The organism is Flavobacterium sp. YJ01 (assembly GCF_029320955.1).
Lineage (GTDB): Bacteria > Bacteroidota > Bacteroidia > Flavobacteriales > Flavobacteriaceae > Flavobacterium.
The window spans coordinates 1,259,162-1,274,580 of sequence record NZ_CP119757.1 but is presented as its reverse complement, the minus strand read 5'-3'; the positions used below and the strand labels follow the sequence as shown (position 1 = coordinate 1,274,580).

Sequence of the window (15,419 nt, the reverse complement as noted above, 5' to 3'; positions counted from 1 at the left end):
GGTTTTGTAAAGATACGAAGTTTGAACGCTAATCTAAAAAATTAATAACGGCATCGTTTACAGTCTTTGGCTGATCGATGGTTAAAAAATGTCCAGCATCTTTTATAATTTTTGTTTTACTATTTGATAGATATTTTTTTGCTCTTTCTAGACTTTCTTCAGAATTAATAACATCATTATCACCGATTAAAACCAAAACTGGATTTTGAATTGATTCTAATTCTTTATCTGAAAAAGGCATCATTTTGAGCATGCTCGAATTGGATTTTGCATATTTATTCGCCAAATAAAATTGTCTCTTATAAATGACACTAATATTTTCTGGATGTGTAGAAAAAGTCTTCAATGTTTTTCCGAATTTTTTTTCACTTGGAAAAAATTTCAGCATCAAAGCTGCTGACGTTTTTCTAGGCTGATCAATAAATTTAAAAGTTTGTGCAGGACTTAACAGCACAATTTTATCTATCGAATTGGATTTTTGAGTTGCTAATAAAGTAGCAATCCAGCCACCTCGAGAAGCAGCGACAACATCGAATTTCTTTAGTTTATAATGATTGAAAACTTCATTATAAAAAACAAGAATATCTTTTGACGAAAGTGGCTTCGTAGTCAAATTAGATTTGTTGGGTTCCATTATAAAATCAATTGCGTAAATGCGGTGATTTTTGGCTAAAGCCTTAATATTCGGATACCACATGGTAGAACTGGCATCCATTCCGTGAAGCAAAACCAGATCTTTTCCGTTTTTTGGTCCAGCCATTACAACATGCGCTGTTCCGAAACTTGTTTTTACATCTTCTTCTGTGTAAGGAATGTTCCAAAGTTTCAAAGCTTTATCATAAGCTGCTTGATAATTTACTTCTTCGTTTTTGGTTTTAAAAACATAATCTTCAAATTTTGGTTTTTTTGAAGCACAACTTGAAACTAAAAATAATACAATTAAGATTCGGGAATATTGTTTTAACATGGTGATAAAATTCAATTTTAAGCTTAAAGTTACGATTTGAGTAGCCTAAAAGTGTATTAGAATTTTACTTTAAAGTATCATAATTTTAAGATTTTTCAGTTTTAGAAGTCAGATAGTAAATCTGCACAAATGCTAGAATTGCATTTGGAATAATTACTGGCCAAAGCCATTGATTGAAATCTCTGTAATCATTTAGAAAAATACCGTAAATGACAAAGCAAATACAGCCAAACATATTAATAAATCGGATTGTTCTAAGGTTTTTCAGCAAGAAACCACCAACAATAAAAACAGACGCGAGATAACCAATGTATTCTGCCATAATCTTGATTTTAAATAGTTTACAATAAATGTAGCAAAAGCAAACTAAAAAATCAAAATTTGGTATTGGAAATCAGATATTTGAAGTAGTTTGTTTGCGGTTTTCTAGGTTTTCATTTGTCGAACTTTTAGCTTATCAAAAAATATTTCGCCCCTCTGGAGCTTTCAAACTACGACTAATAATCTTCTATAAATATTTCGTCCCGCAGGGACTATTCCCAAAATCATTAATTCATCAATTTGTGGTAAGGCTCCAGAGGAGCCAAATATCTATAGCAAGATTTCTAAGCCATATTCTAAAGCTCCAGCGGAGCGACATATTCTAATTATTACTGAAAGCAAATGTTTTAAATTAAAAAATTTCGATGATTATCACTTAAAAAACTCCAAGCCACAATACGACTGTTTTTCTTTCCTTGCGACATTTCGATCGTTTTTACCGAAACGGCATTTACTTTCTTCAAGATTTTATAAATCGAAGAAAGATTTTCTTTTTTCGAAACTAAAGTTGTAAACCATAAAACTTGCGATGGATATTTTGCACTTTCGTAAATCATTTGAGTTATGAATCCGATTTCACCTCCGTCGCACCATAATTCAGCATTTTGACCACCGAAATTTAAAACGGGATTTGTATTTCTTTTTTCTTTCGGATTAAGGTTGGAAACTTTTCTAGAAGTACTTTTATTGGCTTCTTTCGCAGATGCGTGAAAAGGCGGATTACACATCGTGAATGTAAAACGATCTTCGGGTGTAATTATATTTTTAAAAATAAATCGAGATTCTGTTTGCTGTTGTAAACTGATAGAATCGATTAAATCTGGATTTGCTTCAATAATTTTACTGCAATTTTCGATAGCTTTTTGGTCAATATCTGTTCCGACAAAACTCCAATTGTAAATCGAATTTCCTAAAATTGGATAAATTAAATTGGCACCAGTTCCGATATCCAAACCTAAAACATGAGGTGTTTCGGGAATTTGATTGTTGTTGCTTTCTGCCAATAAATCTGCTATGTAATGAATATAATCTCCACGCCCAGGAATTGGCGGGCAAAGATAATTTTTAGGAATATCCCAATTTTGAATATTGTAATAGGTTTGAAGTAAAGCTTTATTTAAAGTTTTTACAGCAAGCGGATTACTGAAATCGACCGTTTCTATTCCGAATTTATTGATAGAAACAAAAGCTTTCAATTCTGGACAATTTGAAATCAGTTTTTCGAAATCATATCTAGAACGATGAAGATTTCTTGGGTGTAAATTGTCTTTTTGTGAATTGTTTTCTGCTTTCATTTTTATTGATTTCGAGACAAAGATAGGTATTCCTTTTTTTAAAGAATGCTCCATAGGAGCGTAATATTTATAGTAGATTGATTTATCATTAAAGAAAATATTTCGTCCCGCTGGGACTTTTTTATTTTTTAATTTTTCTAATCAAAACATTCCATTAAAAGTAAATCTCCTTCGCGATGTGTAATCGTTACAATGCCATCTTTTTCAACAGAATTACTGCTTCCAGTTCTGTAGCCCATTGTAAGTGTATCATCGTTTAATTCGTATTTCAAATTGGTAGAATTAATTCCATTTACGACACCAATAGGAATTAGAGAAATGGGAGTTTTTGCAGTGTACCATTTCTCAAATTTTGAAGGCAAAAGAAATATTTTCGAATGATCGTCGAGAATTACAATCTTAATCAGATTACGATAACGAACAATATTGGTCAAATTTGTAATAGTATGATCGGCGCGTTTTCCAGTTGCCCAAACGACGTTTACGGCTGGAATTTTTCTTTCGATAAGATAATCAAAAGCTTTTTCCAGATCTGTTTTATCTTGGTCTGGAGTATGAACGATTTCTATTGGAAATTGCGATGTTTTGTAAATTTCTGGATCAAATCCATAATCAAAATCTCCCAAAAGAACATCGACTTTTATGCCTAACTCAATGACTCTTTCTATAGCCGAATCTAAAACAACAACCAAAGGAGACCATTCTAATAATTGTCCTAAAAGTTCAGGATCGCAAGCCGCTCCATTCGCAATTATTAAAGCTGGTTCCTGATCGTCTCGTACTATATGATGTGATGACATGTGAGTTTTTTTGAATGTGAAGCAAAGATACGGGTTAGAATTTTAGATTGTAGATTTTAAATTTTAGATTTTTTTCGACTTTTAAATAATCTAAAATCTACAATCTAAAATCTACAATCTAAAATCTAAAATCAGAAATCTAATAATCTTCGGTGGTAATTTATTTGTCCTAAATGATAAGTTAAATGTGTTGAAAGATGAACTAAGAAAAATCCTGTTGTCATTTCTTTTTCAAATACAATTTGAGGATAAATTTTCTCTAAATCAGTTTCGGTTAAAGAATCTAGAGCATTATTTACTACTGAAATTGTATTTTCTATTTTTGAGATTAACTCAGATTTTGGAATATCTTTTAACGAGAATTCTAAAGGACGATTTCGAACATAACCTGTTTTTCCAATTTCGGCTCCAATGTAAGTATTCAGATTTCCAATTAAATGAAGACAAAGATTTCCTGCCGAATTGGATATGTTTTTATCGATAAGCCATAATGAATTTTCGTTTTCATACGATTCGATTTCGAATTTAAGTTTATCTAAATCGCGATTAAAAAGTATTTTTAAGGTTTGAATTAGTGTCATTAATTTCTGTTTTTTATCGGAATCCAGATTTCTTCCTCAGAATTCGGATCGTCTTTTTTATATTTTTCATTCATTACGGCAAAATGAGGTCTTTCGTCAACAATATATGCTGAATTTGGAAGCCATTCTGCAAAAATGTAATTGTAAGTTTTGTGAGCTTCTGTTGCTGGTCCAAAGTGAAGAAAAACGGCATACAAACCTCCAGAAACGACTAATGTTTTCATTCCATGCGGAAGGTCTTCATAGTCAGAAACTTCTACAGCGGCCCATTTCTGGAAATTGTCGCTAGGATTAAAATTATCAAAATAATTTTCTGGATAAACTTCTAGCGAATACAAATTTGAATTTATTGTATTTTTAATTTCTTTCTTTTTTGGCATAAAAGCATTCCATAATTGAAAAGTTTTGTTTTCGATGAAGGACATTTCTATAAAATGACCAGTAAGTTTTTTTTCGGTTAAGGTTTTGATTAAGGGCTGCATAAATTATTCGATTTTGTATTTTTTATGATCGGTTTCGCTCAAAGAGAAATAGCCGAGAGGATAATTATTTTTATCTGTTGTATTAATTATATTTCCTTTTACAGTTGCTGGCGGAGACTGAAACGGACCTCCAACGTTAGAACCCGCAATGCTTACTAGAATATTCATGTAATTATAATATTGTTTGGAGATGCCGTAATGTGTTACTTCAATTTCATCTCCAGCCTTTAAATCCTCATCTTCGGTGCTGCTGTAGATTTCATTTCCCTGATAAAATTTATCTTCAGATACGTAATAAGATGAAGTTACTTTGCTAGAATAAACGTATTTAAACAAATAATAATTTTCTTCATCAGCTGGATCAGTGTAAAAAGCTTTTATTTCGATTTCTTTTCCTGTAAAACCGCCGTCGTTTTTTTGTTCAATTCGAGTTATCGGCGCAACAGATTTTAAGGTTTCAGTTGCAGTATAGGTATTTCCTTCGTTAATAACGGTTAGAGTGTAGGTTTCATTAATAACTGGTATAAAATTATTGCAGACATAACGACCAGATTTATTAAGCTCTGTAAAATTGAATCTTTGATTTTTGCTATTGTTTACAAAAATTACCGCGCCAGAAACTATAGGCACTAATTGATCAAAATAACCTGTTGTGGTTGTTAATTTAATAACTTGTTGTCTGCCTGTTGAACCTTTTTCCCAATTAATTGCTGCTTCGATAACCAATTTTGGAGGCGCAGTGTCTAAGTCAACATCAACAACATCTTCACAGCTTGTAAAGAAAAGAGAAGTAAAAAATGCGATAAAAAAAACTAATTTTTTCATAAGTATATTTTTAGTTTCAGACTTCATTTTTAGAATTTGAAATTATAACTTACTGCTGGAACAACCCCGAATATAGATAATTGTACAGCTTCATTTACGCCAGTGTCAACATTTTGGCGAAAGTTAATCGATGCGGCATTCATTCGGTTATAAAGATTATAAATACTGAAAACCCATTCTCCTTTCCAATTTCTATCCTTATTTTTTCGCGGTGTCAAAGTAGCCGAAATATCCAAATGATGATAAGCGGGAAGTCGGTTTTCATTTCTTAATCCATAACTCGGAACGGTAATTCCTAAATACTCATATTGACCGTTTGGATAAGTTACAGGTTGTCCAGACTGCAAGGCGAAATTAGCGCCAAAAGACCATTTTTCATTTAAATTGTAAGCAGATGTGATAGCTAAATTATGCGTTTTGTCATAAGCAGAAGCGTACCATTTTCCATTATTAATTCCTGGTTCTTCAGGCGTTCTTCCTGGTGTTTGCTGTTCCGATTTTGATAAAGTATAAGAGATCCAGCCATTAAACTTGCCTTTGTTTTTCTTGAACATAATTTCTAAACCATAAGATCGCATCTGACCATTTAAAATAACTTGTTCAATCGCATCGTTGGCTATTAGATCGGCTCCGTCAATATAATCTAATCTATTTTGAATTTCCTTATAATAGGTTTCAATTTCAAAAGAATAATCACCATTTCTGATGTTTCGAAAATATCCTAAAGCAACCTGATCTGCCAATTGAGGTTTGATGTAATTATCACTAGGCATCCAGACATCTAGCGGAGTAGGAGAAGAAGTATTTGAAATTAGCTGAAGATATTGCGCCATTCGATTATAACTTGATTTTAAAGCTTGATTTTCATTTAATTGATAAGAAACAGAAAATCTTGGTTCAAAATTATTATAGCTTTTAATGGCTTTATTCTTGCCGAAATATTTTGTTGCCGTTGGTGTGCCTTTTTCATAAATCTGCATTTCATTATCAAAAACAACGGCTTCATTATTGTCGTAATAATTAATCGTTGAAGAACCTAATCTGTAAAATAAACTATAACGTAATCCGTAGGCAACGGTAATTTTGTTAGAAAGCTGACTTTCGGCATCTAAATAAGCCGAGGGTTCAAAAGCATATTTTTTATCTAATTGGTCAGGATTTATTCCAGAATCTGTTCCTGTTGGCTTAATGGTTCCGGGATTAAATTCATAATACGTTCCGTTTACGCCATAATTAAGTTTCAATTTATCAGAAAGATAATGTTTGAGATCGTATTTAATATTGTAGTTTTTAATTCCTGAATCCCATTTGAAACCAACAAAATCTAAGTCAAGACCGTAATAATAATCGCTGTAAATTAAAGAGAGATTTGAAAATAATTTATCAGAATACAAATGATTCCATCTCAAATTTAAAATAGAATTTCCGTATGTATTGGTAAAACTTTTGTTGAGTCTAAAAACATCACGACCAAAATAGCCCGAGAGATATAAACTGTTGTTTTCGTTTAGTTTATAACTTAGCTTGGTGTTTAAATCATAAAAATAAGCCAAATTATCTTTATTGTCTTCTGAAAGTTTTAAAAATAAATGCGTATAAGAAGCTCTTCCTCCAATCAAAAAAGAACCTTTATCTTTCACAATCGGACCTTCAGCAAGTAATCGACTTGAAATTAGGCCTATACCGCCATTCATATGAAAATCTTTACTGCTTCCGTCTTTTTGATAAATATCCAAAACGGATGAAGCTCTGCCGCCGTAACGTGCTGGAATTCCACCTTTATACAATTTTAAATCTTTAATGGCATCTGGGTTAAAAACAGAGAAAAATCCAAAAACGTGAGAAGAATTAAATATTGTAGCTTCATCCAAAAGAATCAAGTTCTGATCTGCGCCGCCTCCGCGAACATTAAATCCAGAAGCGCCTTCACCTGCATTGGTAACTCCGGGAAGTAATAAAATAGATTTTAGAACATCAACTTCTCCTAAAACAACCGGCATTTTTTTGATGGTCGAAATAGAAAGTTTATTAACGCTCATTTCTGGCGACTTAATATTTATTTTGCCTTTATTCTCTGTAATGACAACTTCTTGAAGTTCTTCGCCGCCTTCTTTTATAGAAAAATTGTTTTTTGTATTCTGATTTAAAATAATATTTTTTTGAATGGTTTGATAACCTACGTAACTGATTTCAATTTCATATTCTCCTTTTGGTGCAGAAAGAGAATAAAATCCATATTCGTTTGTAGTTGTTCCAATTTTTAATGAAGGAATATAGATGTTAACTCCAATTAGAGTTTCGTTGTTTTTGCTGTCAATGATAGTTCCGCTTAGAGTGAATTTTTCCTGCGCAAATGAGGTGAAAATCGTTAAAATAAAAAGAAAAAATGTGCAGGTATTTTTTGTAATCATTGTATTGATTTTGATTTACATAGATAGCAATTCTTGCTTACATATTCTGAAAAAACTATTGTTAAACATAAGTTAAGATAAAAAAAGGACAACCTTGCGAGTTGTCCTTTTGTTTATTTAAAAATACAATTGTATTCTGAATTATTTGATTTTAGCAATAATAGCGTTGAAAGTTTCGCTAGGACGCATTGCTTTGCTCACTAACTCAGGAGTTGGTTGGTAGTAACCTCCAATGTTTTGAGCTTTTCCTTGAGCACCAATTAATTCTGCATCGATTTTAGCTTCGTTAGCTTCAAATTCAGCAGCAATTGGAGCAAAGATTGCTTGCAATTCAGCATCTTTAGTTTGAGCAGCCAAAGCTTGTGCCCAATAGAATGCTAAATAGAAGTGAGAACCACGGTTGTCAATCTGACCAACTTTACGAGCTGGAGATTTATCATTTGCTAAGAATTTATCGTTTGCCTGATCTAAAGTTTCAGATAAAACAATTGATTTAGAATTATCTAAAGTTTGTCCTAAATGCTCTAATGAAGCACCAAGAGCTAAGAATTCTCCAAGAGAATCCCAACGTAAGTATCCTTCTTCTGTAAATTGCTCAACGTGTTTTGGAGCAGAACCTCCAGCGCCAGTTTCGAACAATCCTCCACCGTTCATTAAAGGAACAATAGATAACATTTTAGCAGAAGTACCAAGTTCTAAAATTGGGAATAAATCTGTTAAATAATCACGTAAAACGTTTCCAGTTACAGAGATAGTATCTAAACCTTTGATGATTCTGTCTAAAGTAAATTCAGTAGCAGCAATTGGGTTTAAAATGCGGATATCTAAGTTTGTTGTATCGTAATCTTTCAAGTATTTTTGAACTTTTACGATCAATTCTCTATCGTGCGCTCTGTTTTCGTCTAACCAGAAAACAGCAGGAGTATCAGATAAACGAGCTCTGTTTACAGCCAATTTAACCCAGTCCTGAATCGGAGCGTCTTTTGCCTGACACATTCTGAAAATATTATTTGCTTCAACGTTTTGTTCCATTAAAACATTTCCATTTGCATCAACTACACGAACAACACCATCAGCTTTCATTTGGAAAGTTTTGTCATGAGATCCGTATTCTTCTGCTTTTTGAGCCATTAATCCAACGTTAGGAACACTTCCCATTGTTTTCGGATCAAAAGCACCATGTTTTTTACAGAAATCGATAGTTGCTGTATAAACACCAGCATAAGATCTATCTGGAATAACTGCAAATGTATCTTGTGCTTTTCCTTCTTTGTTCCACATTTGTCCAGAAGTACGGATCATTGCTGGCATAGAAGCATCAACAATTACGTCAGATGGAACGTGTAAGTTTGTAATTCCTTTATCAGAATTAACCATTGCCAAAGCAGGTCCGTTTTCTATAGCTGCATTAATTGCTGCTTCAACTTCAGCTTGTTCAGGTCTTCCAGCGATTTTAGCGTAGATATCACCTAAACCGTTTCTTGTATCAACATTTAATTCTGCGAATAAAGAAGCGTATTTTTTGAAAACATCTGCAAAATATACTTCAACGATAGCGCCAAAGATAATTGGATCAGAAACTTTCATCATTGTAGCTTTTAAGTGTACAGAAAGTAAAACTCCTGCAGCTTTAGCTTCAGCAATTACATCAGCAGCAAAAGCTTTTAATTTGTTTACACTTAAAACAGAGCTGTCAATAATTTCTCCAGCTTTTAATGGAGTACTAGCTTTAAGAACAGTTGCAGTTCCGTCTTTAGCAATAAATTCGATTTTTACATCATTAGCTTCAGCAACAGTTAGAGATTTTTCACTTCCGTAAAAATCACCACCTGACATAGAAGCCACTTTAGTTTTTGAGTCAGCAGACCAAGCACCCATAGAGTGTGGATTTGCTTTTGCAAAGTTTTTAACTGCTCTTGGAGCTCTACGGTCAGAGTTTCCTTCACGTAAAACTGGGTTTACAGCAGAACCTAATACTTTTGCATATTTTGCTTTAATTTCCTTTTCAGCATCGTTTTGAGGATCTTCTGGGAAATTTGGTACGTTGTATCCGTGCGATTGTAATTCAGCGATTGCAGCTTTTAACTGTGGTACAGATGCTGAAATGTTTGGTAATTTAATAATGTTAGCTTCTGGCTGAGTTGCTAATTGGCCAAGTTCTGCCAATGCATCTCCAGTTTTTTGAGCATCAGTCAAAGAATCTGGGAAGTTTGATAAAATTCTTCCTGCCAGCGAAATATCTCTGGTTTCGATTTCAATTCCAGCTGTTGCTGTAAATGCTTGAACAATTGGTAAAAGAGAATAGGTTGCCAATAACGGCGCCTCATCAGTTAAGGTGTAAAAAATTTTTGATTTATTCATTTTCTTTTTTTTTTATAATCGTATCGTCAGGAGTTAACGATGTCAAAGATATATTCGGCTCAAAATGAGCGGAGCAAATATAATAAAATCACAACGAAATCGGTTGAGTTTTGCAGAGAAAAGACGAAATTAACAGATTGTTATTTCGAGCTCGTTAAATTGCTAAATCGATGATTTTGGTATTAAAAAATTACGGTTTTGTTAGCGGTAGAATTAGAACATAAAAAAAACTCGCTTCAAAGAATATGAAACGAGTTTTTTATAACATTTTGATAAATGATTATCTTCTTTTATCTTTAATCTTAGCTTTTTTACCAGTAAGTTGTCTGAAGTAGAAAATTCTAGCTCTACGTACAGCACCTTTCTTGTTAACTTCGATTTTTTGTAAAGCTGGTAAGTTTACTGGGAAGATACGCTCAACACCAATAGATCCAGACATTTTACGGATAGTAAAAGTTTCTGTGTTACCAGAACCTCTTCTTTGAATTACAACTCCTTTAAAAAACTGAGTTCTTGTTTTTTCACCCTCTTTAATTTCGTAGAAAACAGTGATTGTGTCTCCAGCTCCGAATTCAGGGAAATCTTTTCTAGCAACGAATTCGTCTTGAACGAATTTTAATAAATCTGCCATGATAATTTAAATTATGGTTTTTATATTAGAACAACATTCACGGATCTCGCCAGAGGTTGGTCAAATTCGGGTGCAAATGTAAAAAATAATTATAAATTATGAATTATAAATTGTAAATTATTTTTTAGTTTGTTTTGTTTCAAGTTCCAGGTTTCAAGTTGTTGCTATCGAGAGTCTTAACTTGAAACAAAAATAACCTTAAACTTGAAACTAAATTTTAGTGTCCTTCCAATAAATCTGGTCGTCTGTTTTTTGTATGTTCAAAAGCCATGTCTTCGCGCCATTTGTCTATTTTTGCCGCGTGACCGCTGGTTAAAACTTCTGGAACTTTCCAGCCTTTATAATCTGCAGGTCTTGTATATATAGGTCCAGAAAGCAAATTGTCCTGAAAACTATCTGTCAAAGCTGAGGTTTCATCACTTAAAACACCAGGAATTAATCGAATTAAAGCATCAGATAAAACTATTGCGCCTAATTCTCCACCAGACAAAACATAATCACCGATAGAAATTTCTCTGGTTATAAAATGATCACGAACTCTTTGATCTACACCTTTATAATGTCCGCACAAAATAATAATGTTTTCATACATCGACATTTTGTTTGCCATTTTCTGATTCAAAGTTTCGCCATCTGGTGACATATAAATTATTTCGTCATATTCTCGCTGGCTTTTTAAATGCGTAATACAGTCGTCAATAGGCTGAATGGTCATTACCATACCTGCGCCGCCGCCAAACGGATAATCGTCTACACTTTTTTGTCTATTTGTGCTATAGTCACGTAGATTGTGAAAATGTACTTCAACTAAACCTTTGTCGATAGCACGTTTCATAATCGAAGCCTCAAAAGGACTTCTTAACAATTCTGGTAAAAGTGTAATAATATCAATTCGCATTTCCTGTTGAATAATTTTCTTGTCGGCAAAGATACAAAGTTAATATTTGTCAATTTCTAAAGATTTATCTAACGCTTATTTTGAGTTGATTTTTTGGGATTTAAAACCAAAAGATGCATTTCGTCGTATATAATGTGATTTTCATCGGATTTAATGTTATGATAAACTATCGTTATGTTTATTTGAGATAATAGTGTTAAATTTATATAGACTCTATAGCTAAACTTTAAAAATTACCTTACACTTATGAAAAAAACTTTACTTTTGATTGCAATTTTATTCTTGCAAATATCTTGTTCAACCAAAAATGTTCATGATGAATGGGTGGGACAATCGAAACAAAAATTGATGAAAGCATGGGGACCTCCTGTAAGAGTTCTTCATGATGATCAGGACAATGAGATATTGCTTTATGCAGATCAAATTTTTACAACAAATCACGGTCGAGAGGTTTCTGGAAATGCAGGTCCTTATTATTGGAAATATGATTACATGTATGTCAATAAATCAGGAAAAATTGTTTCTTGGCGAAACGAAAAACAGAAATTTCCGCCTCAATCAGTTGATGTAAAAATGTTAGGAATGAATTTAAAAGGCAATCCATTGAAATAAAAGCCTTTTAATTTTAAGATTTTAATCTCTAAAAAAGTAGTAATTTTAAATGTTAATTTAGAACTACTACTTTTTTTATATATAATGTCATCAAAAATAAAAATTATAGCCATATCGGGCAGCACCAGAAAAGATTCTAGTAATTTTAAAATTCTACACTATATTTCTAGCCAGTTTCAATCAGAATTTGAATTTGAAATATTTCAAGAATTAGATAAGCTTTCTCATTTTAATCCAGATTTAGATACAGATAACGCACCAAAAGAAATTGTTTCTTTACGAAATAAAATAAGTGATGCACAAGGGGTAATTATTTGTACTCCAGAATATGTTTTTAGTCTTCCGGGAAGTTTAAAGAACGCTTTAGAGTGGTTCGTTTCCACAACTATTTTTTCTAATAAAAAAGTTGGTTTGGTAACAGCTTCGGCTTCTGGAGAAATGGCGCACGAGCAGCTTTTATTGATTATGAAGACTCTCGGAGCAGATCTTGATTCTAATACGCAATTATTAATTCAAGGTGTTCGAGGCAAAATCAATACAGAAGGAAAAATTATAGATTCAGAAACCGCTATTTCGCTTCAAAATTTTGCAAAGAAATTTGAGAATCATTTTTTATAATATATTTACTTCTTGGAACCTATCTAACCACATGATTACAAGAAGAAATTTTATAGCAACCACAGGTCTGGTCACAACTGCAGTTTTGGCTTCACCATCATTTGCATTTTCTATGAATAAAAAAGAAATAGGATTACAGTTATACACGCTTCGCGAAGAACTTCCAAAAGATGTAAAAGCAACTTTAGAAAGAGTAGCTAAAGCAGGATATACAACAGTTGAAACGTATGGATTTTCTATTAAAGATCAGTTTTGGGGATTAACGCCTAAAGAACTTAAAAAGATTCTAGATGAAAATAATCTCAAAGCTGTAAGTGGACATTATAATTTAGGAAGTTTTCTTTATGATGGAAATAAAGAAGAATTAATTGCATCAATAGAAGTTGCAAAAATTTTAGGAAATGAGTTTTTAACTATTCCTTGGGTAGATGAACCTTTTAGAAGAAATATTGAAGATTATAAAAAGATTGCGGCTCGTGTAAACGAAGCGGCAATAATGTGCAATAAAGCAGGTTTGAAACTCGCATATCACAACCATGATTTTGAATTTCAAAAACATGATGGAATTACTGGTTTCGAAATTTTATTAAAAGAAACCAATAAAGATTTGGTCTTTTTTGAATTGGATTTGTATTGGGTAATTCACTCAGGAAATGATCCTTTAGAATTATTCAAAGAAAATCAAGGACGTTTTAAAATGTGGCATGTAAAAGATAAGGATAAAAAGAACAATGATCTGAACACTGAAGTTGGTTCTGGAACAATCGATTTTAAACCTTTATTTGCAGCAGCAAAACAATCTGGAATGGTTTATTTTTTTGTAGAACAGGAAAATAATTTTGCTTTAAGTTCTTTTGAATCAATTAAAACGAGTTATGATTTTATTTCTAAAGATTTAGTATAAAAACAGATTCATCAAAAATGTTATATTAGTATAAAAATCAATTTTGAAACTTATGAATATAGGAACAAGCAAAGAATTTATAAAAGGAGACGAAATAGAGTGGGAAGTAGTCGGGGAAGGAATTAAACGCAAGATTTTGGCTTTTGATGAAAGAGTAATGCTTGTCAATGTTCATTTTGAAAAGGGAGGAATTGGCGTTTTACACGAACATTATCATACGCAAGTTACCTATGTAGCGAGCGGAAAATTTGATGTAACTATAAATGGTGTAACAAAAACTCTAAAAGAAGGCGATAGTTTTTATATTCCGCCTCATGCAATTCATGGAGTTGTTTGTTTAGAAACAGGTATGCTTACAGATGTTTTTGGGCCAGCAAGAGAAGATTTTTTGAATCATTAAATAATTGAAAATCAATTGAATTTAGATTGTGAAATTCTGATCTAATCTTAAAATTAAAAATTTTATAACTTTTTTAAAGTTTCAATTAAGATTAGATCGGTATTTTTGCAGCATGAATTTATCTAAAACAAATGTACTTTTTATGGCAGTTTGCACTGGACTTATAGTTGCAAATCTTTATTACTGCCAGCCTTTGATTGTTTTAATTGCTAACGAATTTAAAATTCCAGAAGCCAATGCCGGAACGATAACTTATCTTACTCAGGCAGGTTACGCTATTGGGTTGTTTTTTATGGTTCCGTTAGGTGATAAATTAGAACGAAAAAGGCAAATTTTAATGACAACTTTTGCTACCGTAATCGCACTATTAATTGCAGCAACCGCCAAAAGTTTTTTTATTTTGCAAATAGCTTCCTTATTAATTGGAATTACATCAATTGTACCACAGCTTATTTTACCGTTGGCGGCTTCTCTGAGTGCGCCAGAAGAACGAGGAAAAGTGGTTGGAACAATTATGAGCGGTCTTTTAGTTGGAATTTTGCTTTCGCGAACATTAAGCGGTTTTATTGGTCAGGTTATGGGCTGGAGATCAATGTTTTATATTGCGGCAGGAATTTGTCTTTTGATTTTCTTTGTCATTCAAAATAAATTTCCAGTTAACAAGCCTCAGTTTCAAGGAACTTATGGACAGTTAATTAAGTCTTTGTTTACGCTAATAAAAACGGAACCAATTTTACGCGAAGCAACAGCAATTAATGTTTTTAGTTTTGCTCAATTTGGAGCTTTTTGGACCACAATGGTTTTACTGCTTTCGGGAGAACCTTTCGGTTTTAATAGTGCAACAATTGGTTTATTCGGAATTGTTGGTGCTTCAGGAGCTTTAGCGGCGCCACTCGTTGGAAAATTAGGAGATAAAGGAAATTCGAGAATTGCAGTTGGTTATGGAATTTTACTAGTTTTAATCAGCTTTTTGATTTTCTATTTTTCAATCGAAAGTGTTATCGGAATTGCAATTGGAATTGTATTTATAGATATCGGAATTCAAGGCGTTCATATTTCTAATCAAACCCGTGTTTATTCACTGCTTCCAGAAGCTAGAAATAGATTAAATACGGTATTTATGTCACTTACATTTTTAGGAACTGCAGCAGGTTCTGCATACGGATTATTGTTGTGGAAAATCGGCGGATGGCATGCTGTAACAATTGGCTGCATGATTTTATCGTTGATATCATTAACGATTTACGGACTTACTTATAAATCATCCCGACGCTTCGGGGCTAAAAAACAAAAAGCGTAAATTGATTAAAAAA

The 15,419-nt window shown here is 32.6% G+C and carries 16 protein-coding genes; 5 read left to right on the top strand and 11 right to left on the bottom strand.

Annotated features, from left to right (window positions below; all coding sequences use genetic code 11):
* Positions 1 to 28: 28 nt before the first annotated feature.
* The 11 genes from P0R33_RS05740 to trmD form a co-directional block, all read right to left on the bottom strand.
* Positions 29 to 967 carry an alpha/beta hydrolase gene (locus P0R33_RS05740; protein ID WP_276174605.1) on the bottom strand — a complete coding sequence of 313 codons (939 nt, stop codon included), beginning with the start codon at positions 965 to 967 and terminating at the stop codon, positions 29 to 31.
* 85 nt (positions 968 to 1,052) lie between these two features.
* A complete protein-coding gene (locus P0R33_RS05735; protein WP_276174604.1) occupies positions 1,053 to 1,289 on the bottom strand; it encodes a uroporphyrinogen decarboxylase in 237 nt (78 codons plus the stop codon).
* A 346-nt stretch (positions 1,290 to 1,635) separates the two neighbouring features.
* Entirely contained in the window at positions 1,636 to 2,583 is a 948-nt protein-coding gene (gene rlmF / locus P0R33_RS05730) for a 23S rRNA (adenine(1618)-N(6))-methyltransferase RlmF (RefSeq protein WP_276174603.1), read from the bottom strand.
* A gap of 137 nt (positions 2,584 to 2,720) precedes the next feature.
* Positions 2,721 to 3,383 (bottom strand): thiamine diphosphokinase, encoded by a 663-nt coding sequence (locus P0R33_RS05725; RefSeq protein WP_276174602.1) that lies wholly within the window; start codon positions 3,381 to 3,383, stop codon positions 2,721 to 2,723.
* A 131-nt stretch (positions 3,384 to 3,514) separates the two neighbouring features.
* Positions 3,515 to 3,964, bottom strand: a complete 450-nt coding sequence (locus P0R33_RS05720) for a DUF1572 family protein (protein ID WP_276174601.1) — start codon at positions 3,962 to 3,964, stop codon at positions 3,515 to 3,517.
* A complete protein-coding gene (locus P0R33_RS05715; protein ID WP_276174600.1) occupies positions 3,964 to 4,446 on the bottom strand; it encodes a GyrI-like domain-containing protein in 483 nt (160 codons plus the stop codon). The genes P0R33_RS05720 and P0R33_RS05715 overlap by 1 nt, the downstream gene beginning before the upstream one ends.
* A 3-nt stretch (positions 4,447 to 4,449) precedes the next feature.
* Positions 4,450 to 5,271, bottom strand: a complete 822-nt coding sequence (locus tag P0R33_RS05710; RefSeq protein WP_276174599.1) for a DUF4249 domain-containing protein — start codon at positions 5,269 to 5,271, stop codon at positions 4,450 to 4,452.
* A 29-nt stretch (positions 5,272 to 5,300) separates the two neighbouring features.
* Positions 5,301 to 7,682, bottom strand: coding sequence for a TonB-dependent receptor (locus tag P0R33_RS05705; RefSeq protein ID WP_276174598.1), 2,382 nt, complete (start codon positions 7,680 to 7,682; stop codon positions 5,301 to 5,303).
* Positions 7,683 to 7,823: 141 nt separating this feature from the next.
* Complete coding sequence (locus P0R33_RS05700; protein ID WP_276174597.1) at positions 7,824 to 10,043, bottom strand: NADP-dependent isocitrate dehydrogenase; 2,220 nt, start codon at positions 10,041 to 10,043, stop codon at positions 7,824 to 7,826.
* 280 nt (positions 10,044 to 10,323) lie between these two features.
* Positions 10,324 to 10,674: a 50S ribosomal protein L19 gene (rplS, locus tag P0R33_RS05695; protein WP_276174596.1), complete on the bottom strand. Its 351-nt coding sequence runs from the start codon at positions 10,672 to 10,674 to the stop codon at positions 10,324 to 10,326.
* Between the two features lie 217 nt (positions 10,675 to 10,891).
* A complete protein-coding gene (trmD, locus tag P0R33_RS05690) occupies positions 10,892 to 11,572 on the bottom strand; it encodes a tRNA (guanosine(37)-N1)-methyltransferase TrmD (protein WP_276174595.1) in 681 nt (226 codons plus the stop codon).
* A 246-nt stretch (positions 11,573 to 11,818) separates the two neighbouring features.
* Here trmD and P0R33_RS05685 point away from each other — a divergent pair, with 246 nt between their 5' ends.
* From P0R33_RS05685 to P0R33_RS05665, 5 genes are all read left to right on the top strand, one after another.
* Positions 11,819 to 12,184: a hypothetical protein gene (locus P0R33_RS05685; protein ID WP_276174594.1), complete on the top strand. Its 366-nt coding sequence runs from the start codon at positions 11,819 to 11,821 to the stop codon at positions 12,182 to 12,184.
* Positions 12,185 to 12,268: 84 nt separating this feature from the next.
* Positions 12,269 to 12,802: an NAD(P)H-dependent oxidoreductase gene (locus tag P0R33_RS05680; RefSeq protein ID WP_276174593.1), complete on the top strand. Its 534-nt coding sequence runs from the start codon at positions 12,269 to 12,271 to the stop codon at positions 12,800 to 12,802.
* Positions 12,803 to 12,833: 31 nt separating this feature from the next.
* Positions 12,834 to 13,706 carry a sugar phosphate isomerase/epimerase family protein gene (locus tag P0R33_RS05675; protein WP_276174592.1) on the top strand — a complete coding sequence of 291 codons (873 nt, stop codon included), beginning with the start codon at positions 12,834 to 12,836 and terminating at the stop codon, positions 13,704 to 13,706.
* A gap of 52 nt (positions 13,707 to 13,758) precedes the next feature.
* The gene (locus tag P0R33_RS05670; protein ID WP_276174591.1) at positions 13,759 to 14,106 is read left to right on the top strand and encodes a cupin domain-containing protein; all 348 of its coding nucleotides are present in this window, start codon (positions 13,759 to 13,761) and stop codon (positions 14,104 to 14,106) included.
* 142 nt (positions 14,107 to 14,248) lie between these two features.
* Positions 14,249 to 15,406, top strand: a complete 1,158-nt coding sequence (locus P0R33_RS05665) for an MFS transporter (RefSeq protein WP_276174590.1) — start codon at positions 14,249 to 14,251, stop codon at positions 15,404 to 15,406.
* Positions 15,407 to 15,419: the final 13 nt, after the last annotated feature.